General features: G+C 62.1%; 28 protein-coding genes. 20 read left to right on the top strand and 8 right to left on the bottom strand.

All coding sequences use genetic code 11. The annotated features are described in order from the left end of the window. Nucleotides 1-174: 174 nt before the first annotated feature. On the top strand, nt 175-1,332 hold the full coding sequence (locus tag BJN45_RS13535) for a GGDEF domain-containing protein (RefSeq protein WP_076096066.1): 1,158 nt from the start codon (nt 175-177) through the stop codon (nt 1,330-1,332). Between the two features lie 4 nt (nt 1,333-1,336). Beyond that, complete coding sequence (locus tag BJN45_RS13530) at nt 1,337-2,704, top strand: tetratricopeptide repeat protein (RefSeq protein ID WP_076096064.1); 1,368 nt, start codon at nt 1,337-1,339, stop codon at nt 2,702-2,704. Here BJN45_RS13530 and BJN45_RS13525 read toward each other — a convergent pair. The 4 genes from BJN45_RS13525 to BJN45_RS13510 form a co-directional block, all read right to left on the bottom strand. Next, nucleotides 2,629-3,567: a LysR substrate-binding domain-containing protein gene (locus BJN45_RS13525; RefSeq protein WP_076096062.1), complete on the bottom strand. Its 939-nt coding sequence runs from the start codon at nt 3,565-3,567 to the stop codon at nt 2,629-2,631. The two genes, BJN45_RS13530 and BJN45_RS13525, sit on opposite strands and share 76 nt — an antisense overlap. Nucleotides 3,568-3,574: 7 nt before the next feature. Further along, nucleotides 3,575-4,081: a DUF2059 domain-containing protein gene (locus tag BJN45_RS13520; protein ID WP_076096061.1), complete on the bottom strand. Its 507-nt coding sequence runs from the start codon at nt 4,079-4,081 to the stop codon at nt 3,575-3,577. A gap of 146 nt (nt 4,082-4,227) precedes the next feature. After that, nucleotides 4,228-4,533, bottom strand: coding sequence for a DUF1294 domain-containing protein (locus BJN45_RS13515; RefSeq protein ID WP_240494571.1), 306 nt, complete (start codon nt 4,531-4,533; stop codon nt 4,228-4,230). Between the two features lie 86 nt (nt 4,534-4,619). Next, on the bottom strand, nt 4,620-6,209 hold the full coding sequence (locus BJN45_RS13510) for a helicase HerA-like domain-containing protein (RefSeq protein WP_076096057.1): 1,590 nt from the start codon (nt 6,207-6,209) through the stop codon (nt 4,620-4,622). Nucleotides 6,210-6,346: 137 nt separating this feature from the next. Between BJN45_RS13510 and BJN45_RS13505 the strand changes: the two genes are divergently transcribed. Together BJN45_RS13505 and BJN45_RS13500 are read left to right on the top strand one after the other, a co-directional pair. Then, nucleotides 6,347-6,598 (top strand): type II toxin-antitoxin system Phd/YefM family antitoxin, encoded by a 252-nt coding sequence (locus BJN45_RS13505; RefSeq protein WP_076096056.1) that lies wholly within the window; start codon nt 6,347-6,349, stop codon nt 6,596-6,598. Beyond that, complete coding sequence (locus BJN45_RS13500) at nt 6,595-6,849, top strand: Txe/YoeB family addiction module toxin (protein ID WP_076096054.1); 255 nt, start codon at nt 6,595-6,597, stop codon at nt 6,847-6,849. Before BJN45_RS13505 ends, BJN45_RS13500 begins: the two co-directional genes overlap by 4 nt. Before the next feature lie 320 nt (nt 6,850-7,169). Here the strand turns inward: BJN45_RS13500 and BJN45_RS17675 are convergent, their stop codons facing one another. The 3 genes from BJN45_RS17675 to BJN45_RS13490 all read right to left on the bottom strand — a co-directional run bounded on the left by BJN45_RS17675 (nt 7,170) and on the right by BJN45_RS13490 (nt 9,670). Then, nucleotides 7,170-7,655, bottom strand: coding sequence for a hypothetical protein (locus BJN45_RS17675; RefSeq protein WP_139326350.1), 486 nt, complete (start codon nt 7,653-7,655; stop codon nt 7,170-7,172). 208 nt (nt 7,656-7,863) lie between these two features. Then, nucleotides 7,864-8,580, bottom strand: coding sequence for a hypothetical protein (locus BJN45_RS13495; RefSeq protein ID WP_076096053.1), 717 nt, complete (start codon nt 8,578-8,580; stop codon nt 7,864-7,866). A gap of 208 nt (nt 8,581-8,788) precedes the next feature. Further along, nucleotides 8,789-9,670, bottom strand: a complete 882-nt coding sequence (locus tag BJN45_RS13490; protein ID WP_076096051.1) for a pirin family protein — start codon at nt 9,668-9,670, stop codon at nt 8,789-8,791. A 132-nt stretch (nt 9,671-9,802) separates the two neighbouring features. On the opposite strand from BJN45_RS13490, the gene BJN45_RS13485 reads away from it, so the two are divergent. The 7 genes from BJN45_RS13485 to ruvB all read left to right on the top strand — a co-directional run bounded on the left by BJN45_RS13485 (nt 9,803) and on the right by ruvB (nt 15,624). Next, entirely contained in the window at nt 9,803-10,528 is a 726-nt protein-coding gene (locus tag BJN45_RS13485; protein ID WP_076096050.1) for a YebC/PmpR family DNA-binding transcriptional regulator, read from the top strand. Nucleotides 10,529-10,533: 5 nt separating this feature from the next. Next, nucleotides 10,534-11,361: a hypothetical protein gene (locus tag BJN45_RS13480; protein ID WP_139326349.1), complete on the top strand. Its 828-nt coding sequence runs from the start codon at nt 10,534-10,536 to the stop codon at nt 11,359-11,361. A 143-nt stretch (nt 11,362-11,504) separates the two neighbouring features. Continuing rightward, a complete protein-coding gene (locus BJN45_RS13475) occupies nt 11,505-12,359 on the top strand; it encodes a DMT family transporter (RefSeq protein WP_076096047.1) in 855 nt (284 codons plus the stop codon). Then, nucleotides 12,356-12,901 carry a crossover junction endodeoxyribonuclease RuvC gene (gene ruvC / locus BJN45_RS13470; RefSeq protein WP_170873090.1) on the top strand — a complete coding sequence of 182 codons (546 nt, stop codon included), beginning with the start codon at nt 12,356-12,358 and terminating at the stop codon, nt 12,899-12,901. Before BJN45_RS13475 ends, ruvC begins: the two co-directional genes overlap by 4 nt. 34 nt (nt 12,902-12,935) lie before the next feature. After that, nucleotides 12,936-13,514, top strand: a complete 579-nt coding sequence (ruvA, locus tag BJN45_RS13465) for a Holliday junction branch migration protein RuvA (RefSeq protein WP_076096046.1) — start codon at nt 12,936-12,938, stop codon at nt 13,512-13,514. Further along, entirely contained in the window at nt 13,514-14,569 is a 1,056-nt protein-coding gene (locus BJN45_RS13460; RefSeq protein ID WP_076096044.1) for an AI-2E family transporter, read from the top strand. Before ruvA ends, BJN45_RS13460 begins: the two co-directional genes overlap by 1 nt. Beyond that, a complete protein-coding gene (gene ruvB, locus BJN45_RS13455) occupies nt 14,566-15,624 on the top strand; it encodes a Holliday junction branch migration DNA helicase RuvB (RefSeq protein ID WP_076096042.1) in 1,059 nt (352 codons plus the stop codon). Before BJN45_RS13460 ends, ruvB begins: the two co-directional genes overlap by 4 nt. Nucleotide 15,625: 1 nt before the next feature. Here ruvB and BJN45_RS13450 read toward each other — a convergent pair whose 3' ends face one another. Beyond that, nucleotides 15,626-17,089, bottom strand: coding sequence for a sensor domain-containing diguanylate cyclase (locus tag BJN45_RS13450; RefSeq protein WP_076096040.1), 1,464 nt, complete (start codon nt 17,087-17,089; stop codon nt 15,626-15,628). Nucleotides 17,090-17,215: 126 nt separating this feature from the next. Here BJN45_RS13450 and ybgC point away from each other — a divergent pair, with 126 nt between their 5' ends. From ybgC to BJN45_RS13405, 9 genes are read left to right on the top strand one after another with little or no spacing between them, the layout of a single operon-like run. After that, complete coding sequence (gene ybgC, locus BJN45_RS13445) at nt 17,216-17,638, top strand: tol-pal system-associated acyl-CoA thioesterase (RefSeq protein WP_076096039.1); 423 nt, start codon at nt 17,216-17,218, stop codon at nt 17,636-17,638. Continuing rightward, nucleotides 17,635-18,312: a protein TolQ gene (gene tolQ / locus BJN45_RS13440; RefSeq protein ID WP_076096037.1), complete on the top strand. Its 678-nt coding sequence runs from the start codon at nt 17,635-17,637 to the stop codon at nt 18,310-18,312. The genes ybgC and tolQ overlap by 4 nt, the downstream gene beginning before the upstream one ends. A gap of 3 nt (nt 18,313-18,315) precedes the next feature. Next, nucleotides 18,316-18,717: a protein TolR gene (gene tolR / locus BJN45_RS13435; protein WP_076096035.1), complete on the top strand. Its 402-nt coding sequence runs from the start codon at nt 18,316-18,318 to the stop codon at nt 18,715-18,717. A 3-nt stretch (nt 18,718-18,720) separates the two neighbouring features. Beyond that, complete coding sequence (locus BJN45_RS13430) at nt 18,721-19,491, top strand: energy transducer TonB (protein ID WP_076096033.1); 771 nt, start codon at nt 18,721-18,723, stop codon at nt 19,489-19,491. Between the two features lie 31 nt (nt 19,492-19,522). Next, nucleotides 19,523-20,794: a Tol-Pal system beta propeller repeat protein TolB gene (gene tolB, locus BJN45_RS13425; protein ID WP_076096032.1), complete on the top strand. Its 1,272-nt coding sequence runs from the start codon at nt 19,523-19,525 to the stop codon at nt 20,792-20,794. 18 nt (nt 20,795-20,812) lie between these two features. Then, nucleotides 20,813-21,355 carry a peptidoglycan-associated lipoprotein Pal gene (gene pal / locus BJN45_RS13420; RefSeq protein ID WP_076096030.1) on the top strand — a complete coding sequence of 181 codons (543 nt, stop codon included), beginning with the start codon at nt 20,813-20,815 and terminating at the stop codon, nt 21,353-21,355. Between the two features lie 2 nt (nt 21,356-21,357). Continuing rightward, the gene (ybgF, locus tag BJN45_RS13415) at nt 21,358-22,101 is read left to right on the top strand and encodes a tol-pal system protein YbgF (protein ID WP_076096028.1); all 744 of its coding nucleotides are present in this window, start codon (nt 21,358-21,360) and stop codon (nt 22,099-22,101) included. Continuing rightward, nucleotides 22,102-22,740 carry a 7-carboxy-7-deazaguanine synthase QueE gene (gene queE / locus BJN45_RS13410; protein WP_076096026.1) on the top strand — a complete coding sequence of 213 codons (639 nt, stop codon included), beginning with the start codon at nt 22,102-22,104 and terminating at the stop codon, nt 22,738-22,740. A 16-nt stretch (nt 22,741-22,756) separates the two neighbouring features. Beyond that, entirely contained in the window at nt 22,757-23,119 is a 363-nt protein-coding gene (locus BJN45_RS13405) for a PilZ domain-containing protein (RefSeq protein WP_076096025.1), read from the top strand. Nucleotides 23,120-23,286 lie beyond the last annotated feature (167 nt).

Below are 23,286 nucleotides of genomic sequence, written 5' to 3'. Positions count from 1 at the left end.
CCGTTGCCGGGTGGGCGGGGCGCGGCGGAGAGGAGCGGTGTACTCAGGATGCGGTCGCCAACGAGTGAATTCAAACGAATTATTTGCGTGTCGAATGAATGAAGTTCATCCGTAGCCCCCGGGTTATTGACGGGGTGGCTCGTCTTCTGCGACACAGACCGTTATCCTTCACGCATGATATTCAACACCCCGACGATCTTTGCTTCGGTGGCCCTGGTGGCGCTGATCATGGCCTTCTGCCTGATCCTGGTCGGCCAGGAGAACAAGCGGGATGGCATGCGTGCCGGCGGCGCCGGACTGCTGGCGCACGCGCTCGCCTATTGTTGCTTCACGCTCTACGGCCAGGTGCCGCTGTGGCTGACCTACGGTGTTGGCAACACGCTGCTGGCGCTGGCGCTGGCCTTCTACGCCGCCAGCCTGCTGCGCATCCACGGCCAGCCGGTGCCGTGGGCGCGCATCTTCAGCCTGCCGCTGTTGATGGCGGTGGCGCTGACGGCGCTGATCGACACCCGCGAGCCGCGGATGTTTGCCGCCTGTCTGGTGCTGATCCTGCAATGTCTGCTGATCATGGCCTGGACCTGGCGTTACGCCCGCAACGGCGGTCGTGCCTACCTGCTGTTGCTGATCGGTGGCGGCATAAGTCTGATCGGTCTGCTGCTGCGCGTTGCCGCCATTGCCACCGGCGCCGCCGCCGATCTGCCCTACAACGTCAGCAACCTGCGCCAGACGGTCTCGGTCAGCATCGGCACCGTCACCGTGATGATGTTCTCGCTCGGTCTGGTGCTGATGGCCAAGGAACGCAGCGAGGCGGCGTTGCGCGACATGGCATTGCACGATGCGCTGACCGGCATTGCCAACCGGCGGGCCATCCTCGAAACGTTCGAACGCGAGCTGGAGCGTTCGCGCCGGGCCGGCACGGCGCTGACGATTGCGCTGCTCGACATCGATCATTTCAAGCTGGTCAACGACACCCACGGTCATCTCGCCGGCGACGCCGTGCTGCAACAGGCAGCCGCGCTGTTGCGCCAGCGTCTGCGCCAGTCCGATGAAATCGGTCGTTACGGCGGCGAGGAGTTCCTGATCCTGTTGCCGGATACCGGCGGCGACGGGGCGTTGACGGTGATCAACGAACTGCGCACCGCTGTCGCCGCGCAGCCGGCGTGCTTCGGTGACCTGGTGCTGTCTTACCGCTTCAGCAGCGGGCTGTGGTGCGGCGTGCCCGGTCCCGGCGATTCATCCGACAGCCTGATCGCACAGGCCGACGCGGCACTCTACGAAGCGAAGGCGGCCGGCCGTGACAGCGTGCGCATGGCCCCGGCCCGGCGGAGCTGAGGCGATGGCGGATGATGCCGAAGCCCTGTTTGCGGCCGGCACCCGGCGCCTGAGCGACGGCGATCTTGCCGCTGCCGAGACCCTGTTGCGCGAGAGCCTGCGGCTGGCGCCAACGCTGGCCGAAGCCCACGCCAACCTGGCCTTGACGCTGGAGCAGGCTGGTCGTCTGGCCGATGCCGAGGCCAGCTACCGGCAGGCGGTCGCACTGGCGCCGGGGCAATGCCAGATCTTGGTCAATTACGCCGGCCTGCTCGCCAGCCAAAGGCGCTTTGCCGAAGCCGAGCGGATCTATCTCCGGGCTGTGCAGGCCGATCCTCAATCAGCGCAGGCGTGGACCCATCTCGGCGTGCTGCTCGCCAGTTGCAAGCGGGAAGCCGAGGCCGAGCAATGTTATCGGACCGCAATGGCGCTCGCCCCGGAGTTCGCCAATGCCCGCTTCAACCTCGCCTACGTGCTGCTGCGTCAGGGGCGCTACGCCGAGGGTTGGGAGTGCATGGAAGCGCGCAACTGGCTGGCCGCGACGGAGCAGGCGCTGGCGCTGCCGCGCTGGCATGGCCAGGCGCTTGCCGGCAAGTCGCTGCTGATCGGGCCGGAAGCCGGTCACGGCGACATGATCCAGTTCTGCCGCTACGTGCCGCTGCTCAAGGCGGCCGGTGCCCGGCGCGTGTCGGTGCTCTGTCATCCGCCGCTGGCCCGCCTGCTGCGCACGCTGCCCGGTGTCGACGAAGTTCTCGCCGTTGGCGATCCGGCGCCGGCCGACAGCTGGGACTACTGGACGCCGCCGCTGAGCCTGCCGCATCACCTGCAGACCCGGCTGGAAACGATCCCGGCGGACATCCCCTACCTCGCCGCCGAGCCAGCGCTGGTCGCCGCCTGGGCCGCGCGCATGGGCGATGGCGCCGGGCGCCGGGTCGGTCTGGTGTGGAAGGGCAATCCGCGTTTCGAGAACGACAGCGAGCGCTCGCTGCCGTCGCTGCACACGCTGGCGCCGCTGGCCGGCATTCCCGGGCTGCGTTTCTACAGCCTGCAGAAAGGTGCCGGCGAAGACGAGGCGGGCGATCCCGGGCGACCTTTCAGCATCGTCGACCTGGGCAGCCGGATCGCCGATTTCACCGACACCGCGGCGATCATCGCCAATCTCGATCTGCTGATCACCGTCGACACCGCCGCCGCCCACCTTGCCGGCGCGCTCGGCAAACCCTGCTGGGTGCTGCTGCCCGACTACCAGACCGATTGGCGCTGGCTGGCCGGGCGCGACGATTCGCCGTGGTATCCGGGCGTTGTCCGCCTGTTCCGTCAGCCGGCCGGTGGCGGCTGGTCGCCGGTGATTGCGGCGCTGGCCGCGGCCTTGACCGGATTCGCCGCCGCCTGAGCGGCGTGCGCATCGCGCACCAGCCAGCGGATGAAAGCCATCGTCGCCGGTCGTTCCTGGATCGCCGGCGGTGCCACCACGTAAAAGCTGCGGTCTGGGCAATCGGCGGCAAACGGGCGGCACAGGCGGCCGTCGGCCAGCCAGGGTTCGGCCAGGCTGGCCGCCATCAGCGCGACGCCGTGGCCGGCAGCAGCACCTTCGAGCATCAGCAGCGCATCCTCGTAACGCGGGCCGCTGGCCGGTTCGCCGCGGTTCAGGCCGGCAGCGGCGAACCAGCGCTGCCACGAAAGCAGCGGATGGCGCAGCAGGCGGCAGTGGTCAAGATCGGCCGGCGTCTTCAGTCCGCCCGCCAGCGCCGGGCTGCAGACGGGAAAGATGCGCTCCTCGAACAGCTTCCAGGCGAGCAGGCCGGGCCATTCCTCCTCGCCGTAGCGCAGCCCGAGATCGGCTTCGCCAGCGAGCAGCGGGCCGAGGCCGGTGGCCGTGGACAGCGTGAATTCGAGCTCGGGGTGTTGCTCCTGGTAGGTGGCGACGCGGCCGACCAGCCAGCGGCTGCCCAGCGCCGGCGCCGCCGAGATACGCAGCCGTTCGAGCTGCGGCGCCCGCAACTGGGCGCTGGCCTCGTCGAGGCGCAGCAGCGCGTCGCGGACGACGGCAAGATAACGGCGCCCGGCTGGCGTCAGCGCAACCGCCCGGTGCCGGCGTTCGAACAGCGGCTGGCCGAGGTGCGCCTCAAGCAGCCGGATGCGATGGCTGATCGCCGACGGCGTCAGATGCAGCGCCTGCGCCGCCGCCAGGAAACTGCCCAGGCGTGCCGCCGCCTCGAAAGCGGGGAGTGCGTGCAGGGGCGGCAGGTCGTGCATGGCCGTGTTATTCCCCGGCAGCCTTCATCTCGGCCATGAACTCGCGCTGGGCCTGCTGCATCTTCGGCATCGCCGAGCTCATCAGACCCTGAATCTCGGGCATGATCTTCTGCATCATCAGCGGCATCTTGCGGATTAGCGCCTGACCAGCCGGCGTCCGGTAGAACTCGAGCATGCCGGCGACCTCCTCCTCGCTCAGCGATTCGCGATAGACACGGATGTACAGCGGCTCCATCCGCTCCCAGGCGAGCTCGCCGCGCATCACCACCAGCATTTTGTCCTTCATGTTGTCGATCGCCCGCTGCTGCTTCGGCGTCGGCTTGCGGTCGCCGAGGGCCATGCGGATACCGGCGCTCATCGACTCGTCGAGCTGGGTGTTCATACCATCGCTCAGTTCGCGTGCCTGCGTGACGGTCAGCAGTTCGCGGATCGACGCTTCACTCGCCGGTTCGGCGATGGCGGCGGCAGTGCCAGAAAAAATCAGGGCGGCGATCAACAGGCGGAGTCGGGTCATGGGGTTCTCGCAGGTTATGACGAAAAGATTGGCTCGCCATTTTATTGCGGTCGACCGCCCTCCGGCTACAAAAATGACCGTCAGCCATAGCAATCCGGAACAGCCCGGATCGCCGCATCGCTACGCGCCTCGCGATGTTGGATGAATCAGCGCTGCCACAGCGGCACACCGCCCGCCGATAGCAGCCAGCCGAGTGCGCCGCAGTTGAGCAGCACGGTCAGCCAGAACATCATCTGGAACGACGGCTTGGCTGACTTGTGCCGCAACAGCCGCTGCGCCGCCAGCGCGCCCGGCCAGCCGCCGAGCAGTGCGACCAGGTGCAGCGTTCGTTCAGGTGTGCGCCAGCGATTGTGCACGGCAGCCGACTTGTCGAAGCCGTAGGCGATAAAGGCGACGACGCTGGCGCCCAGGTAGAGGCCGAGGATCAGCGCCGGCAATCTTGCGGTCCACACCAGAAAACCGACAAAAACCACGAAGGCGAGCGCAAACAGTGGCGCCAGCCGGCCATTCGCGGATTTTGCCGGTGTCCGGGCGCAACTCAGCGCCGACCGCCCATTATCGAGCCGAGCACGCCGCGCAGGATCTGCCGGCCGAGTTCGCGGCCGACGGTGCCGGCGACGCTGCGCGCGGCACTCTTCGCCGCCGCCTCGAGCACGCCTTCGCGGCGACCGCCACGCGGGCCGGTGGTGCCGCCCAGGAGATCGCCCAACCCGCCGAGCAGGCCGCCGCCGGATTCTTCTGCGGGCGCTGGCGCCGGGCTCGGTTGCGGGCGCGGGCTGGCGGTCGGCCGGGCCGGCGCGCCGGGGGCGGCCGGTGCCGGGATGGCGCCGGGGCCGGACTTCTTCGTCGTTGCCGGCTGGCCGCGCAGGATTTCGTAAGCCGATTCGCGGTCGACCGTGGTGCCGTAAGTCGCCAGCATCGGCGAAGCATCGAGCCAGGCCTTGCGCTCGTCCTCGGTCAGCGGGCCGAGGCGCGACGCGGGCGGGAAGATGAAGGCGCGGTCGACGATGTTCGGCCGGCCTTTTTCATCGAGGAAAGAAACCAGCGCCTCGCCGACGCCGAGTTCGGTGATGACTTCGGCAGCATTGAAATTCGGGTTGGCGCGCATCGTCTCGGCGGCCGACTGCACCGCCTTCTGGTCGCGCGGCGTGAACGCGCGCAGCGCGTGCTGGACGCGGTTGCCGAGCTGGCCGAGGATCTTTTCCGGCACATCGAGCGGGTTCTGCGTAACGAAGAACACGCCGACGCCCTTCGAGCGGATCAGGCGCACCACCTGCTCAACTTTGTTAACCAGTGCATCCGGCGCGCCATCGAACAGCAGGTGCGCCTCGTCGAAGAAGAACACCAGCTTGGGCTTGTCCAGATCACCGGCTTCCGGCAGTTGCTCGAACAGTTCGGCGAGCAGCCAGAGCAGGAAGGTCGAATACAGCGCCGGCGCGTGGATCAGCTTCTCGGCGGCGAGGATGTTGATGACGCCACGGCCGTTGCTGTCCACCTGCATCAGGTCGTTGATGTCGAGCATCGGCTCGCCGAAGAAGACATCGCCGCCCTGCTCTTCCAGCGTCAGCAGGCCGCGCTGGATGGCGCCGATCGACGCCGTCGACACATTGCCGTACTCGGTCTTGAACTGCGCCGCGTTGTCGCCGACATGCTGGACCATTGCCCGCAGATCCTTCAGATCGAGCAGCAGCAGCCCCTGGTCGTCGGCGATCTTGAACACCATCTGCAGCACGCCGGACTGGGTGTCGTTGAGGTTGAGCAGCCGCGCCAGCAGCAGCGGCCCCATGTCGGAGACGGTAGCGCGCACCGGCACGCCGTTATTGCCGAACACATCCCAGAAAGCGACGGTATTGGCGTAATTGGTATAGCCCTCGATGCCCAACTCGTCGATGCGCTTCTGCAGCTTCGGCGAAACGGTGCCGGCAGCGCCCACGCCCGACAGATCGCCCTTGACGTCGGCCATGAACACCGGCACGCCGATATACGACAGCCGTTCGGCCAGCGTCTGCAGCGTCACCGTCTTGCCGGTGCCGGTAGCGCCGGTGATCAGGCCGTGGCGGTTGGTCATCTGCGGCAGCAGCGCGGGATAGGAATCGCCGGCCTTGGCGAGGTAGAGCGGTTCGGACATGAGGTGGAAACTCCGGGCAGGATCAGATGCCCGCATTCTAGCGCCGCGGCGGCGGGCTGTTGTTAAGGACGGTAAAGCGGGCTGGACAATATACAGCGTGCTATGTACAGTGAAACGTACATATACGGAGGCCTGAAATGGATGCAATGACCTACACCACGCTGCGTGCGAACCTCGCCAGTACCATGGATCGGGTTTGCGACGACCACGAAGCCCTGATCATCACCCGCAATGGTGACCAAGCCGTGGTCATGCTATCGCTCGAAGATTACAAGGCGCTTGAAGAAACCGCCTATCTCCTGCGCACCCCGGCCAACGCCAAACGACTGCTCTCGGCCGCCGCCCAACTGAATGCCGGTAAAGGCAGCGAACGGGAACTGGCAGCGTGAAGCTGATTTTTGCCGATGAGGCGTGGGAGGATTACCTCTATTGGCAGAAGCAGGACAGGCGCATGGTTGAACGGATCAACAAGCTGATTCGTGAAACGCAGCGCGATCCCTTCGCCGGGGTGGGAAAACCGGAGGCGCTGAAACATGCGCTGTCAGGGTTCTGGTCACGGCGGATTACTGACGAACACCGGATGGTTTATCGGGTGGAAGGGGATGCGCTGTTGATTGCGCAGTTGCGGTTTCATTATTGATGTGCGAGCGTAAAGCTGAATCGCGCTGGGCAGTTCACAGGGGGAAAGACTATGGTTCTAAGCTAGTTAAACGTGGTCTTTCCTTTGTTGCTCCAGAAGAGCTGAAATAATTAGAAGATATAGCGGATGACGTCGATAGCTATTGCTGGGATTATACATAACGAAGACAGCTTATTTAGTGTGTTAATTATCTTCCATGCAGGGCAAAGGCTTTGATGTAGTGACTTATACTTGCTGTTGCGAAGTTAAGAATCAATAATGCAACATAAATTGAAATGGTGATAATGGTTAATGACATATTCTAATCGGCGGAGATTTGATTATTTTTTATTCTGGTATGTTTGATTTAATGCGTACTTTGGTCCATGTTTTCTGAGGTCGCTTAAAAAGCGTTTCTGACTTGTTATGCATGCGTTGGCTATGAAGTTTCTATTTTTTGTCAATTCAGCATAGCTAAATTGATTTTCTGTTGATTCTGATTTGGCCATAAATATTCCCTCGGCAATGCCTATGCAACTTACCAAATTTATCTCTTCAGGTGACATTTTCTTTATTTTCTTTTCGGTTCCACCAGAGGCTGGCATTGCCTTGCATGCTTTGAGTGTTTCGGATTGCGATTTTTCTACTCGTCGCGCAATTTCTGGTGTTTTTGGCGCTTGGTAATTTAATGTTGATTCATATAGGGCCAAGGACATGCTTTCGCAATAAATATCTATTGAAGTTCTGTCATTCGATGATGCAATTGTGGTTGATGAATTAAAAATTAATGTTAGAAGAATAATGGTTTTATGTATTTTTGGCGACATGGATTGTCTTTCTGTATATCGAAATTGTTCAGTGCTCGTCGAGAAGGATTTGATTGTCTTTGCGTTGTACGAGGTGAAAACTGTTATTGAAGGGAGTTTTTGTTGATATGTGATTGGCGTAACGTACCTTACCGACAGCACGACAATAGGGAACAGATCACGGTATCGTATTTCGATGGGTAACTAATCGTGGTCTGTCCCATATTCACTATTGCTTAAAGCGAGGTTTCCCCTGCAAGAAGGCCTGGAGCCCCCGTAACCATACATGCATAGATTCGACCTCTTCCCGTGTGTAGACAGGTACTTTGTCAATAACATCTCTTTTTTCCTCCGGCCACTCCATGAACTCTAAGATCACACGCACACTTCGTTCCTCGAGCTCTGAGCCGCTCATGGAGCGGTCCCCAGCAAAGAATGCCTGTTGTGAAAACACGGAGTCCATCTGATTGGGTTTGAGGAAATTGCAGAACAGCATTCTGTAGTGTTCAGCCTCAAGCTCATATGCGTTCTTTAAGGACGGCGACGTTCCCGAAATTTTGCTCGAAATGGAGTTTGCTGCCAAAAGCCACCTAGCTGTTGTAAGCCATACCAATCGACTCTTGGGCGGTGCTTCAGCTTCAATCGGTTTAATTGTTTCGTAGGCACGTTTCAGGCATTGCAGCGCACTTTCAAAATACCTAAGGTCATTAGATTTGTTTTGCTCGGCTAGAGCAAAGGACCTCTGCTGCTGGATTGTGATCAGGAGCGCGATGAAGCCAGCGAGAGCAAGAGGGCCCGAAAGGGTTCCACCGATGTAGTCCCCAAAAACCCCCCAGTCTCCTGGTTTGGGCGAAAGTGCTTGTCCGCCAAAAGTGATGACCCACGGAGCAATAACTACAACACAAACTATCGCAGTGGCAATTGCTAGGGCTTTTTGTATTCTCATGAAGGGGTTAGCTTAATGCTGTTGACATTTTGCGGGTGTTTTTTGGAAAACCGTCTCCTATTCTGTCGGATATCTCGGTCGTTTGCCGTAGGCTGGCTATCATCATGCTTCGTCTCCCACGTCTGAGCCTGTTGCAAGTCATTGATCACAGGCACCCAGCATAACGAGCGGGCGATTTCATGTCGAGTGGGTGTTTTTGGCGTTCTGTTCACCCCCAACCTGCTGGCAGCGCCGGCGGCATCAGGCGCGGTGCGCAGCCATCGCCGACCGGGCCGAAGCGCGGGTTGCCGTTTTCCCACTGGCGTTGTGCTTCGGCGATGCTGGCGCGGTCGCCGGCAACGAAGTTCCACCACATCTGGAGCGGCGCTGTGTAGGGTTCGCCGCCGAGCAGCAGGGCTTTGCTGCCGGCGGGCAGCTTGAGCTGCAGGTTGTCGCGGCCGGGTTCGAGGTAGAGGAATTCGTCGCCGCCGAGCGTTTCGCCGGCTGCGTCGATTTGCCCGAGTAGCGGCAGCAGGCCGTATTCGAATTCTGGCCTTAGCGGCAGGTCGACCGTGACATTGGTGGTGGCGGCAATGTCCAGCCCGAGCAGCGGCGTGTGGATGCGGGTGGGGGCGCGGCGGCCCTGGTGGTCGCCGGCAAGCAGCGTGAATTCGGCGCCGTCGGCTGACCACGTCGGCAATTCGGTGTAGTGGACGAAGTCGGGCGGGCAGTCGCGTTGTTCCGGCGGCAGCGCGATCCATAGTTGCGCGGCGTGCAGGCGCTGGCCGGGTAGCGGGGAATCTTCGGTGTGGGCGATGCCGAGGCCGGCGGTCATCAGGTTGACTTCGCCGGGGCGGATCAGTTGTTCGTTGCCCAGGCTGTCGCGGTGCAGGATTTCGCCAGTGACCGGCCAGGTGAAGGTCTGCAGGCCGATGTGCGGGTGGGTGCCGACGTGCATGCCGGCGTCAGGGGCGAAGTCGATCGGGCCGATGTGGTCGAGGAAGCACCAGGCGCCGACCATGCGCCGCTGGCGGGTGGGCAGTGCGCGGCGGATGGTCAGGCCGGCGCCGAGTTCGGTTTCGCGGGTGGCGATGCGCTGGATGGCGGACATGATTTCCCTTTCTGGCGGGTGATGGCGTCAGCCTGCCACAGGCGGCGGAGAAAAGCGCGATGCCGTCCTGACGGGAAAACGCCGGACGGGTAAAATCTCGCCTTCTTCGTTATTCGCATTCAGGAAAAGAGCATGGCAGGTCATAGCAAATGGGCCAACATCCAGCACCGCAAGGGTCGTCAGGACGAAAAGCGTGGTGCGGCCTTCTCCAAGATCGCCAAGGAAATCACCGTGGCGGCCAAGATGGGTGGCGGCGACGCCGGTTTCAATCCGCGTCTGCGTGTTGCGGTCGACAAGGCCAAGGGTGTGAATATGCCCAAGGACAAGATCGACACCGCGATCAAGAAGGGCACCGGCGAACTTGAAGGCGTCGATTACGTCGAGATCCGTTACGAGGGTTACGGCATTGGCGGCGCGGCGATCATGGTCGACTGCCTGACCGACAACAAGACCCGCACCGTCGCCGAAGTCCGCCACGCTTTCAACAAGTACGGCGGCAACATGGGCACCGACGGTTGCGTTGCCTTCCAGTTCAAGCACTGCGGCCAGATGCTGTTTGCCCCGGGCACCGACGAAGCGGCGCTGATGGATGCCGCCATCGAAGCCGGTGCCGAGGATGTGGCGACCAACGACGACGGTTCGATCGAAGTCATCACGTCGGCGGCCGACTACGTTGCCGTCAAGGACGCACTGGAAGCCGCCGGTTTCACGCCGGAATTCGGCGAAGTGACGATGAAGCCGGAAGCCGAGAACGTGTTCGCCGGCGACGACGGGGTGAAGATGCAGAAACTGCTCGACGCGCTGGAAGGCCTGGACGACGTCCAGGAAATCTACACGACGGCGGTCATCGAGGAATAAACCTGATGGCGGACAAAAAAGACCTGCCGAATTGTTCTGTTGCCGGATGTAAGAAGCCGGTTTCAAAGGCAGGTTATTCCCTTTGCTATGAGCATTGGTTGTCTGCCAAGAAATCGCCAAAGGCCGCAGAGTCCTCCCCCTCGCTTCCGGAGAAAAAACCGGAAAAAGCATCTTCGCTGCTGTCTTCAACCGGGCTCGGTGAGCGGCTGGGCTTATCCAGTCAGAAGATCAACCAGGTTCTTGCGGAATTGGGCTGGATTCATCGGGAGCGGAAGGGGTGGGTGCCGACCGAGCAAGGTTTGAAACTGAAGGCTGAAGCCAAAGAGCATCACCAAACCGGCATTCCGTTTGTGCTCTGGCCCGAGTCGCTGTTGTCGTCGCGCATCCTGACCAATACGGTCAAGGAGCTATCGGGCGCCAAAGCATCGGAACAGGCCGAACAACCGCAGGCGCAAGTGCCCGATCCGGCCTCCCCGGGTTTTCGGGAAAAATTTGCACCGACACATCGGGCAACCGATGGTCACTGGGTTCGCTCCAAAGCCGAGGCCTTGATCGATAACTGGCTATACATGTCCGGGCTTGTACATGCCTATGAGCGACAGTTGCCGGTTGAGGAAGAGCTTTATTGTGATTTCTACATTCCCGGCGGCAAGGTTTATATCGAATACTGGGGTTTGGAGAATGATCCGAAATATGCTGCTCGGAAGGCGACCAAGATCGATATCTACAAGAAATACAATTTCAATCTGATTGAGCTGACCGATGATCACGTTCGCAACCTCGACGATCATTTGCCAAAAATGCTTCTTAAATACAATGTCATCGTCAATTGACGGCTTGGGTCGCCGAGAAGACGCTGATTGTTAGGTGTTTGTCATTGCGAGCGCAGCGCGGCAATCCAGATGTTTCTGGGTGGCCACGGCGCTTCGCTCCTCGCGATGACGAGTGAATCGGCAGTTCCCTAACCAGGTCGGCGATGCAACGTATCTATCCCCTGCTTTTTGTCTTCCTGTGGAGCACCGGTTTCGTCGGTGCCAAGTTCGGCCTGCCCTACGCCGAACCTTTGTCTTTCCTGCTCACCCGCTACGGCCTGGTGATTGCGCTGATGTTGCTGATCGCGGTGGCGATGCGTGCGCCGTGGCCGAAGGACCCGGCGCAGTGGCTGCATATCGGGGTTTCCGGTGTGCTGGTGCATGCCTTGTATCTCGGTGGCGTCTTTGTTGCGATCAAGCATGGTCTGCCGGCCGGGATCACCGCGCTGGTTGTCGGCATGCAGCCTTTGTTGACGGCCTGCTCTGCCGGCTGGCTGCTCGGCGAGAAAGTGAGTGCTCGCCAATGGGGCGGGCTGGCGCTGGGTTTTGTCGGGGTCGGGCTGGTCGTTTCCGGCAAGTTCGGCGACGCTGCGCTCGGGCCGATGTTGTGGCCGGCCGTTGTCGCGCTGCTGGCGATCACCGCCGGCACGCTTTACCAGAAACGCTTCTGCGCCCGCTTCGATCTGCGTACCGGTTCGGTCATCCAGTTCGTGCCGACGGCCATCGTCACCGGCATTGCCGTTGCGCTGTTCGAGGATTACCGCATTGCGTGGACCGGCGAATTCCTGTTCGCGCTCGGCTGGCTGGTGCTGGTCCTGTCGCTCGGCGCCATCAGCCTGCTCAACCTGCTGATCCGCAGCGGCAGCGCGGTCAATGTCGCCAGCCTGTTCTACCTGACGCCACCGACGACGGCCTTGGTCGCCTGGGCGGTTTTTGGTGAAAAACTGACGTTGACCGCAGCATTGGGCATGGCGGTTGCGGTCAGCGGGGTGTACCTGGTGGCGAGGCCTGCGAAATGAGCGGCGAAACGAGCGCCGTGCGCATTCTCGGCATCGACCCCGGCCTGCGGGTGACCGGCTTCGGCGTCATCGAGATGCACGGCAAGCAGTTGATCTATGTTGCCAGCGGTTGCATCAAGTCGAACGACAAGCACTCCTTGCCCGAGCGCATCGGTACGCTGTTTGCCGGCATCAGCGAGGTGATCGCCACCTATCAGCCGAATCAGTCGGCGATCGAGAAGGTGTTCGTCAATGTCAATCCGCAATCGACGCTGCTGCTCGGTCAGGCGCGCGGGGCGGCGATGTCGGCGCTGGTGCATGGCGGTTTGCCGGTGGCCGAATACACTGCGTTGCAGGTCAAGCAGGCGGTGGTCGGCCATGGCAAGGCGGCCAAGGAGCAGGTGCAGGACATGGTTGTCCGGCTGTTGAACCTGCCCGGCGCGCCGACTGCGGATGCCGCCGACGCGCTGGCCTGCGCCATTTGCCACGCGCATGGCGGCCAGGGGCTGGGGGCGCTGGCGACGGCGGGGTATCGCGTTCGTGGCGGGCGACTGATAGGATGAGAACCTGTTTGAACATACAGTATCGGGAAACCCCATGATCGGAAGACTCACCGGCCTGCTCGCCGAAAAGAACCCGCCGCAGATCGTGCTTGATGTGAACGGCGTCGGCTACGAGCTGGACGTGCCGATGAGCACTTTCTACAACCTGCCGGGGAGCGGCGAAAAGGTCACGCTGCTGACGCATTTTGCGGTGCGCGATGACGGCCATTACCTGTACGGTTTCCTCAGCGAGGCCGAGCGTTTTGCCTTTCGCCAGTTGCTGAAGGTTTCCGGCATCGGCGCCCGGACGGCGCTGTCGGTACTCTCCGGCCTGTCGGTCAATGACCTGGCGGCGGCGGTGGCGCAGCAGGAACTGGGACGGCTGATCAAGGTGCCCGGCATCGGCAAGAAGACCGCCGAGCGGCTGCTGCTCGAATTGAAGGGCAAACTGGCCGACGCCACCGGGATTTCGCTGAATGTTGCGGTCGACGACGCCCGGGCCGATATTTCCAACGCGCTGCTGGCGCTTGGGTACAACGAGAAGGAAGCGGCGGCGGCGATGAAGCAGTTGCCGGCCGACGTCGGTACCTCGGACGGTATCCGGCAGGCGCTCAAGTTGTTGTCGAGGGCCTGATGTTCAACGATAGCGATCCCAAACGGCTGGCGCAGATTGCGCTGGTGGTGCTGCTCATCATCGGCTGTTTCACGGTGCTGCTGCCGTTTATCGGCGCCGTGCTGTTCGCCTTCGTCATCTGGGTGTGCACCTGGGAACTTTACCGGGAGCGCGTGCTGCCCCGGCTGGGCGGGCGCGATACGCTGGGGGCGTCGTTGATGGTGGCACTGCTGGTGCTGATCCTGCTGGTGCCGACGATTTTCCTGGCCGGCGCGCTGGTCAGCGGTGCCGACCGGCTCATCGATCTGGTCAAGCCGTATGTCGATCAGGGGCTGCCGGCCGAACCGCCGGCCTGGCTGGCGGGTTTTCCGTTGTTCGGCGGCCAGATCGTCGATTTCTGGCATGAGATCGCGCGCAGCCGGGAAGCGCTGAATGCGCTGCTTGCGCAGATGCTGGCGCCGGCCCGGCAATTCCTGATCCTGGCCGGCGGCGTGGTGGCCAACGGCATGCTGCAACTGGCGCTGGTGCTGTTCGTCGTCTTCTTCCTTTACCGCGACGGGACGACCGTCGCCAACGCGCTGTATGTCGGCGCCCGCAAGCTCGGTGGCGAACTGGGCGAAGGCATGATCGACAAGGCGCGCGGTACCGTCCTTGGCGTCATGCTCGGCATCGTCGGCACGGCGGCGGCGCAGGGCTCGGTGGCGATGCTCGGTTTCTTCATCGCCGGCGCCCCGGCGCCGGTATTGCTCGGCTTCGCCACCTTCTTCCTGTCGATGATTCCGGTCGGCCCGCCGCTGATCTGGGGCGGTGCAGCGCTGTGGCTTTATGGTGAAGGCCAGATCGGCTGGGCCATCTTCATGGCGCTGTACGGCATGCTGATCATCAGCAGCATCGACAACGTCGTCAAACCGATCCTGATGGCCCGCGGTGCCGGCCTGTCCGTGCTCATCATCGCCCTTGGCGTGTTCGGCGGTGTGCTGGTGTTCGGCTTCATCGGCATCTTTCTCGGGCCGGTGCTGCTGGCGCTCGGCCACATGCTGCTGACCCGCTGGCTGCGCGAGGAAACGACATCATGATCGAAACCGACAAGCTGGCACCGGTCGACCGCATCATCGCGCCGCAAACCAAATCGGCGCAGGAAGAGGCGCTCGAACGCGCACTGCGGCCGAAGCGCCTGGCCGATTACACCGGCCAGGTGAAAATCCGTGAACAGCTGGAAATCTTCATCCAGGCGGCCAAGAACCGCGGCGAATCGCTCGACCACGTACTGTTGTTTGGCCCGCCCGGCCTGGGCAAGACCACGCTGGCGCACATCGTCGCCGCCGAAATGGGCGTCAACCTGCGCCAGACGTCAGGTCCGGTACTCGAACGCGCCGGTGACCTGGCGGCGATCCTGACCAATCTCGAACCGCACGACGTGCTGTTCATCGACGAAATCCATCGTCTGAGCCCGGTGGTCGAGGAAATCCTCTACCCGGCGCTGGAAGACTTCCAGATCGACATCATGATCGGTGAAGGCCCGGCGGCGCGCTCGGTCAAGCTCGATCTGCCGCCATTCACGCTGGTTGGCGCGACGACGCGCGCCGGCATGCTGACCAATCCGCTGCGCGACCGTTTCGGCATCGTCGCCCGGCTGGAGTTCTACAACGCGCAGGAGTTGCAGAGCATCGTCAGCCGCTCGGCATCGCTGCTCAACGCGCCGCTCGACAGCGACGGCGCGCTGGAAATCGCCCGCCGCTCGCGCGGCACGCCGCGCATCGCCAACCGCCTGCTGCGCCGGGTGCGCGACTACGCCGAGGTCAAGGCCGACGGCAACATCACCCGCGAGATTGCCGACCTGGCGCTGCATATGCTCGACGTCGATCCGGCCGGTCTCGACCTGATGGACCGCAAGCTGCTGCACGCGGTGATCGACAAGTTCGGCGGCGGCCCGGTCGGCGTCGACAACCTGGCGGCGGCGATCGGCGAAGCGCGCGACACGATCGAGGATGTGCTCGAACCCTACCTGATCCAGCAGGGCTACCTGCAACGCACGCTGCGCGGGCGCATCGCAACGCCGGCCATTTATCGCCACCTCGGCCTGGCCGAGCCGGCCAGTGCGCTGGTGCGCGACCTGCTGTCGGACAGCTGATTCAGGTTTTTGCGGGAGCCAGGCTGACGCCGTTGCGGCCGGTCTGCTTGACCGCGTAAAGCGCCTCGTCGGCCCGGCTGATGGCCTGGTCGGGCGTTTCCCGATCATCGTACTGGCTGACACCGAAACTGAGTGTCGTGCGGATTGCCGCGTTTTCCGGGCAAGGGGTGCTTTCCTGCACGGCCAGGCGCAGTTTTTCCGCAATCAGCAGTCCTTCGTCGCCGGTGCAGCCCGGCAGTACCAGCAGGAATTCCTCGCCACCCCAGCGCACGGCAAAATCGGCGGCACGCAGCGTCGACCGCAACAATGACGAAACGTTGGTCAGCACCTGGTCGCCGGTGCGGTGGCCGTAGCGGTCGTTGATCTGCTTGAAGTGGTCGATGTCGGCGAGGAGGAAGGTGATCGGCTGCGGATTGCGGCGATGGCTGGCCAGCAGCTTGTCGATCAGGATGCCGAAGGCGTGGCGGTTGAGCAGGCCGGTCAGCTTGTCGGTCGAGGCCATCGTTTCGATGCGCGACTGGTAGTGGCCAAGCGTCAGGTAACTGAGGAAGGTCACGATCAGCGTCACCAGCAGGCTGATTGCCAGATTGACGTAGAGCGTCTGGCGTACGCCGGCCAGCGCCACATCCTCGTTCTGCTCGACGAAAAGGTACCACTGCAGTTCGGGCAGGTAATTGACGTTGAGCAGGTGGTTGTCGCCGCCATCCTTGAACTGGTAGAAACCGGTTCGTTCCTTGAGGATGTGGTCGAGCTGGGCGGCCAGGCCCGGCCTGGCGCGCAGTTCGGGCGGTTGTTTCGTCGGATCGCCGAAAACGACGACCTTGCCGCTGGCGTCGGTGAAGTAAATGGTGCGCTTGAAGCGTGTCTGGTAATCGCGGATCAGCCGGCGTACCGAATCGACGGTCAGGCCGATGCCGGTGGCGCCGATGTAGTTGTGATCGAAGTCGAAAACGCGGTAATTGATGAAGATGGTCAGCGCATCGCTGTTGGCCAGATCGGGGTCGACGTTGATCTCGTACTCTTCCTGCATGTCGCGGACGCGGAAATACCATGCGTCGCGGGGTTCGTTCTCGGCCACATGCTTGAGCACGCCCTCGCCGGTGTAATAGATGCCGCTTTTCTCGGAAACGAAGAAACTGCTGAATGCCTTGTGCCGGACCTTGACCTCGGCCAGATAGCGGGACATTTCGCCGACTTCGTTTTCGCCGCGCAGGATCCAGTCGCGCAGGAAGGTATCGTGCGCCATCGTCGATGAAATCAGCACCGGACGCACCAGATCCTTCTGGATTTCGGAGTAGATGTTGCTTGACGTCAGCGGCAGGTCCTGACCGATGATGGCGCTGCGGATGGCTTCCTTGGAGACGAAATAGCCGAACAGCGTCGTCGCGAAGAAGCCGCAACTGAGCAGCAGGCCGAGCAGCAGAATCAGGCTGCGGCGATCAATGATGCGGAAAGGTCTGGACATGACGGGATTATGCTGGACGGCGCGGGCGAACGCCACTTTGTCTTCAGGATGTCGGGGGCTGGCTGATTATCCGCGTGGAAACAAGCTGTTACAATTGGATGTTGCGACGCAAGGTAAAATCCCGGGATGAAATATCAACCCAGTGCCAACGCCTTCTCAATTCCGGTCCGAGTCTACTACGAGGATACGGATGCCGGTGGCGTGGTGTACTACGCCAACTACCTGAAATTCTTCGAGCGCTGCCGTACCGAGTGGATGCGTGTTGCCGGCTACGGGCAGGCGCAACTGGCCAGCGAGGCCGGTATCGGCTTCGTCGCGCGCAAGGCAAGTTGCGAGTATCTGAAGCCGGCGCGTCTTGATGACGAACTGGTCGTTGGCCTGGAAGTGGAAAAGCTGACGCGGGTGCGCGTTGTCTTCCGCCAGCACGTCCGCCGCGGCGACGTTGAACTCGTTACCGGCAGCGTCGAGATCGCCTGCGTCAACATGGCGACGATGACGCCCGCTCCCATACCCGATTATCTGCATGCCAAGCTGGAAGCACTGAAATGAACCCTGCCCAGGATATGTCCATCCTTCACCTGATCCTGCAAGCCAGCGTGGTTGTGCAGGCGGTCATGGCCCTGCTCGCCGGCGTCTCGATGATGTCCTGGTACTACATCGCGATGAAGTGGTTTGCCGTCAAGCAGGCGCGCAGCAAGACCGAGGATTTCGAGCGCGATTTCTGGTCCGGCGGCGATCTCAACAACCTTTACCAGAGCGCGGTCAACGATCGCCACAGCGCCGGTTCCATGGAGCGCATCTTCGAAGCCGGCTTCCGCGAATTCACCAAGCTGCGTGGCCAGAAGAACCTGGATTCCAAGGACGTCGTCGACGGTTCCCGCCGCGCCATGCGTGCCACTTACCAGCGCGAGATGGATACGCTGGAAGCGCATCTCGCCTTCCTTGCCTCGGTCGGTTCGGTGTCGCCCTACATCGGCCTGTTCGGCACGGTCTGGGGGATCATGCATGCCTTCCGCGCGCTGTCCAACGTCGGCCAGGCAACCCTCGCCTCGGTTGCACCGGGCATCGCCGAGGCCCTGGTCGCTACGGCCATCGGCCTGTTCGCGGCCATTCCCGCGGTGCTGGCCTACAACCGTTTCTCGCATGACATCGACCGCATCGCCGTGCGCTACGAGTCGTTCATGGAAGAATTCTCGAACATCCTGCAACGGCAGATGCGGTAAGTCATGCGCCAGCGCCGTCTGAAAAACGAGATCAACGTCGTTCCGTACATCGACGTGATGCTGGTGTTGCTCGTCATCTTCATGGTGGCGACGCCGATGATGACCACCGGCTCGGTCAATTTGCCGGCGACCGGGACGGCGCCGCAGAAGCCGGACAAATTCCTGCGCGTGCAGGTAGACAAGGATGGTGCGCTGTCATTGTTCGATGTCGATGGCAAGGAGCAGAAGCTCGACGGCGTCGGCGATTTGCGCAAGGTGCTGGCTGAGGAACGCCGGAAGACGCCGGAGATGGCGGTGCTGGTCGCCGGTGACGAAGAAGTCCCGTACCGTGATGTGATCAAGGCCCTGGACGAGGTGAAGAAGCAGGGCTTCGACCGCGTCGGTCTGGAAACTTCGGTCAAGTAGTCGATGATCCCTGATCGTCCAGCGGAACCCGGCAAGAAGAAGGCGGTTGCCTTCACGCTGATCGTGCATCTGTTGCTGATCGCTGCGCTGTTCTTTGGCGTGCAGTGGAAGCGCAGCGAGCCGGAGGCGATGAACGTCGAGCTGTGGTCGCCGGTGCCGGTACAGGCGACGCGCGTCGCGCCGCCGCCCCCGCCACCGAAGGAAGTCGCGCCGGAACCGAAGCCGGTGCCGGTGGAGCCGCCGAAGGTTGTGCCGCCGAAGGCACCGGAGATCGTGGTCAAGGAAGAAAAGAAGAAACCCGAACCGAAAAAGCCCGAGCCGCCGAAACCCGAGCCCAAGCCCGAGGTCAAGCCGGTCGACAAGAAACCGCCACCGCCCAAGGTCGATCCGTTCAAGGAAATGCTGGAACGGGAAAGCCGGCAGCGCCAGTCGACGGCCGAACAGAATCTCCTGGCCACGCTGGCGGACAAGGAACAGAAAGCAGCGGCGAACCGCCGTGGTCTGGAAAGCTATGCGGCGAAAATCCGCGGCAAGATCCGCGGCAACATCGTGCTGCCACCTGCCATTCAGGGCAACCCGGAGGCGATTTTCGAGGTCAACCAGTTGCCGAACGGGGAAGTGCTTGATGTCCGTCTGAAGCGTTCGAGCGGCATGCCGGTCCTCGACGAAGCGATCGAACGCGCCATCCGCCGCTCGTCGCCGTTGCCCAAGCCCGACGATCCGTCATTGTTCCAGCGTACGCTGGAAATCAAATACAAGCCGTTTGAAGAGTAAAATCGCGCTCAATTCACTGAAAATGAACACAATGTCCAGAATTTCCCGTCGTATTTTCCTGCTCTGCAGCTTGTTGACCGCAGGATTTGCTCACGCGCAGCTATCCATCGAAATTACCGGCGCCGGTGCCAACCGCATTCCGGTGGCGATCGCCGATTTCGCCGGCGATCCGACCATGGCGCGCATCGTTGCCGCGACCGTGCGGGCCGATCTTGAGCGCAGCGGGCTGTTCAAGCTGGTCGATCCGGCCGGGGCGGTGCTCGACGAGAATGCGCCGGTCGATCATGCAGCGTGGAAGGGGCGTGGTGCCGATGCGCTTGCCGCCGGCAGCGTCGTGCGCAATCCGGATGGCCGCATGGAAGCGCGGTTCCGCTTGTACGACACGCAAAAGGGCGTGGCGCTGGGCGGCGCGGTCTATGTCACCAACAGTGCGCAATTGCGCATGGCCGGCCATCGCATTGCCGATTTCATCTACGAGAAGCTGACCGGTGAGCCGGGGGTTTTCTCGACCCGCATTGCCTATGTCGTCAAGTCACGCGGTCAGTACCTGCTGCAGATCGCCGATGCTGACGGACAGGGCGCGGCCACCGCGCTGACGTCGGCCGAGCCGATCATCTCGCCGGTCTGGTCGCCGGACGGCAGCAAGCTGGCCTACGTCTCCTTCGAAAAGAAGAAGCCGGTGGTCTACGTGCATTCGCTGGCTTCCGGTCAACGCCACATCGTCGCCAATTTCAAGGGCTCCAATTCGGCGCCGGCTTGGTCGCCCGATGGTCGCAAGCTGGCCGTGGTCTTGTCCAAGGACGGCAACTCGCAGCTTTACTCGGTCAATGTCGATGGCAGTGGTCTGCAGCGCCTGGCGCAGTCGTCCGGAATCGACACCGAGCCGCGTTATTCCGTCGATGGCGCACACATCTATTTCACCTCGGATCGCGGCGGCAGCCCGCAGATCTACCGCATTGACGCGAGCGGCGGTGCTGCCCAGCGCGTGACTTTCGAGGGGAGCTACAACGTATCGCCGCGGCCGTCACCGGATGGCCGAAGCCTGGCTTTCATCGCCCGCCGCGACGGTCGTTTCCAGCTGGCAGTCATGGATCTGGCCAGCCGCCAGGTCCAGGTGCTGACCGATTCGAACAAGGACGAATCGCCGAGCTTTGCGCCGAACAGCCGGATGATCCTGATTGCTACCGAAGTCGGTGGCCGCGGCCTGTTGTCGGCCGTGTCCATCGATGGTCGCATAAAACAACGCCTTTCCATTGCCGCGGGCGACGTTCGCGAACCGGCATGGGGGCCTTTCCTGAAGTAAACCCCGTCGGAGTTAACCATGAAGAAACTTTTGTCCATTTCCCTGCTGCTCGCCGTTCTTGCTGGTTGCAGCACCACCCCGTTGCCCGAAGACAGCGGTGCACCGGTCGAAGGCCGTACCGGCAGCAGCACCGACGTCAAGTCGGTAGTTGCCGGTGACCTCGATGCCAGCGGCCTGCCGCGCGAATTGACCGATCCGAAGAGCCCGCTGGCCCAGCGCAGCATCTACTTCGATGTCGACAAGTACGAGGTCAAGGGTGATTACCAGGCGCTGGTCGCTGCCCATGCCAAGTATCTCGTTGCCAATCGCGGCTTCAAGGTGCTGATCCAGGGCAATACCGACGAAACCGGCAGCCGTGAATACAACCTGTCGCTCGGCCAGAAGCGGGCCGATGCCGTGAAGCGTGCGCTGGTGCTGCTCGGTGCCCGTGAAGACCAGATCGAATCGGTCAGCCTGGGTGAAGAGAAGCCGCGGAATACGGGTCGTGACGAAGCTGCGTTTGCTGAAAACCGTCGCGCCGACGTTCTCTATCGCGCTCCTGACGGTCGCGGCGAGTTCTGATCATGCGTCGCCTCCCACTGGTTTTTCTGATCGCGGTGCTGGGCAGCAGTTCGGCCTGGGCCTTTTTCGACGACAAGGAAGCGCGTCGCCAGATAGCCGATCTGCAGATCAATGCGGAGGCACGTTTTGACCAGCAGGCCCGGGCGCAACTCGAACTGTCGGCGCAGATCCAGCGCCAGGCCGAGGAAATCGCCCGCCTGCGCGGCCAGATCGAGACCCTGACACACGAGCTGGAGCAATCCAGGAAGCGGCAGCAGGATTTCTATCTCGATCTGGACAGCCGGCTACGCAAACTGGAGCCGCAGCAGGTGGCAGACAGTGCGCCGGCTACCGACCCGGCTGCCGGGCCGAAAGCGGCTATCGCAGGTGATCCGGCCAAGGAAGCGCAGGCCTACGATGCTGCGCTGGAACTGTTCAAGGCTGGCAAGTACAAGGAGTCGGCAGCCGCTTTTGCCGGTTTTGTCGATCAATATCCGGCCGGATCGCTGGCGCCGAATGCCCAGTACTGGCTGGGCAATGCCTGGTATGCCCAGCGCAACTGCACCAAGGCGATCGAGGCGCAAAGCCAGATCGGCACGCGTTATCCGGACAGCGACAAGGCGCCCGACGCCCTGCTGTCGATTGCCACCTGTCAGCAGGAGCTGGGTAATCGCAAGGGAGCAACCCGGACGCTGGAAACCCTGCTGGAAAAGCACCCGGCCTCGCCGGCTGCCGAAAAGGCACGTGAACGCCTGAAGAAGAAGTAATTGACGCTGCGCATCACCGAAATATTCTATTCCCTGCAGGGCGAAGCATCGCGCGTCGGCCTGCCGACCGTTTTCGTCCGCCTGACGGGCTGTCCGCTGCGCTGCACCTGGTGTGACACGACCTACAGTTTTACCGGTGGCGAGACGTCGACCGTAGCAGCGGTGCTGGCCGAGGTCGGCAAGTATCCGGCTCGCCAGGTCTGCGTCACCGGCGGCGAGCCGCTGGCGCAGAAGGCATGCCTGACCTTGCTCAGTGCCCTGTGCGATGCCGGTTACGATGTCTCGCTGGAAACTTCCGGGGCGCTCGACATCGCGCCGGTCGATCCGCGCGTTTCCTGCATCATGGACCTCAAGGCGCCGGATTCCGGCGAATCCGCCAAGAACCTGTGGGCCAATCTCACGCACCTGAAGCCGCGCGACGAGATCAAGATCGTCATCGCTTCGCGCGAGGATTACGAATGGGCGCGCGAGGTGCTGCTGGCGCATCGGCTCGATGCCCGCTGTCCGGTGCTTTTTTCACCGGCGCAGGGCAGCATCGAACCGGCCGAGCTGGCCAGCTGGATTCTCGAAGATGGCCTGCCGGTGCGTTTCCAGCTGCAGTTGCACAAGCTGCTTTGGGGTAACATGCAGGGAAAATAAGTCCAAGGAGACGACCATGACCGAGAATCGCCGGCAGTTCACCCGCATCAGCTTCCAGAGTTCGGCCCGCCTGTTCCTTGCCGACGGCGAGCATCCGGTCGATGTTCTCGATATCTCGCTGAAAGGCGCGCTGATCCGGCCGTCCCAGCCGATGTTCGTCAAGGTCGGCAGCAATGGCGTCCTGCATGTCGCTCTCGACAACGGTGAAACCGGCATTCGCATGGGCATCACCGTCGTCCATCACCAGGGTGAGTGCTACGGTCTGGCCAGCCATGAAATCGACCTCGACAGCGTCACCCACCTGCGTCGTCTGGTCGAATTGAATCTCGGTGACGAAACCCTGCTGGAACGCGAAATCAGCCTTCTTTCCGGAAGCTGATGAGAATTGTTATTGATCTGAACGGTTTTCATCAGGCATACTCGGGAAAATCCATGCGATAGACATGGAATGAGCCTTTCGGAACGATGACATGTGGGAGCGTCATGTCGGATCACGACTTTCAGGGGGCTTGCCAGACTGAGCAGGCAGCGGTCATATGGAATCAA

The organism is Azonexus hydrophilus, from assembly GCF_001956855.1.
Classification (GTDB): domain Bacteria; phylum Pseudomonadota; class Gammaproteobacteria; order Burkholderiales; family Rhodocyclaceae; genus Azonexus; species Azonexus hydrophilus_A.
This window is presented reverse-complemented; position numbering and strand designations above follow the sequence as displayed.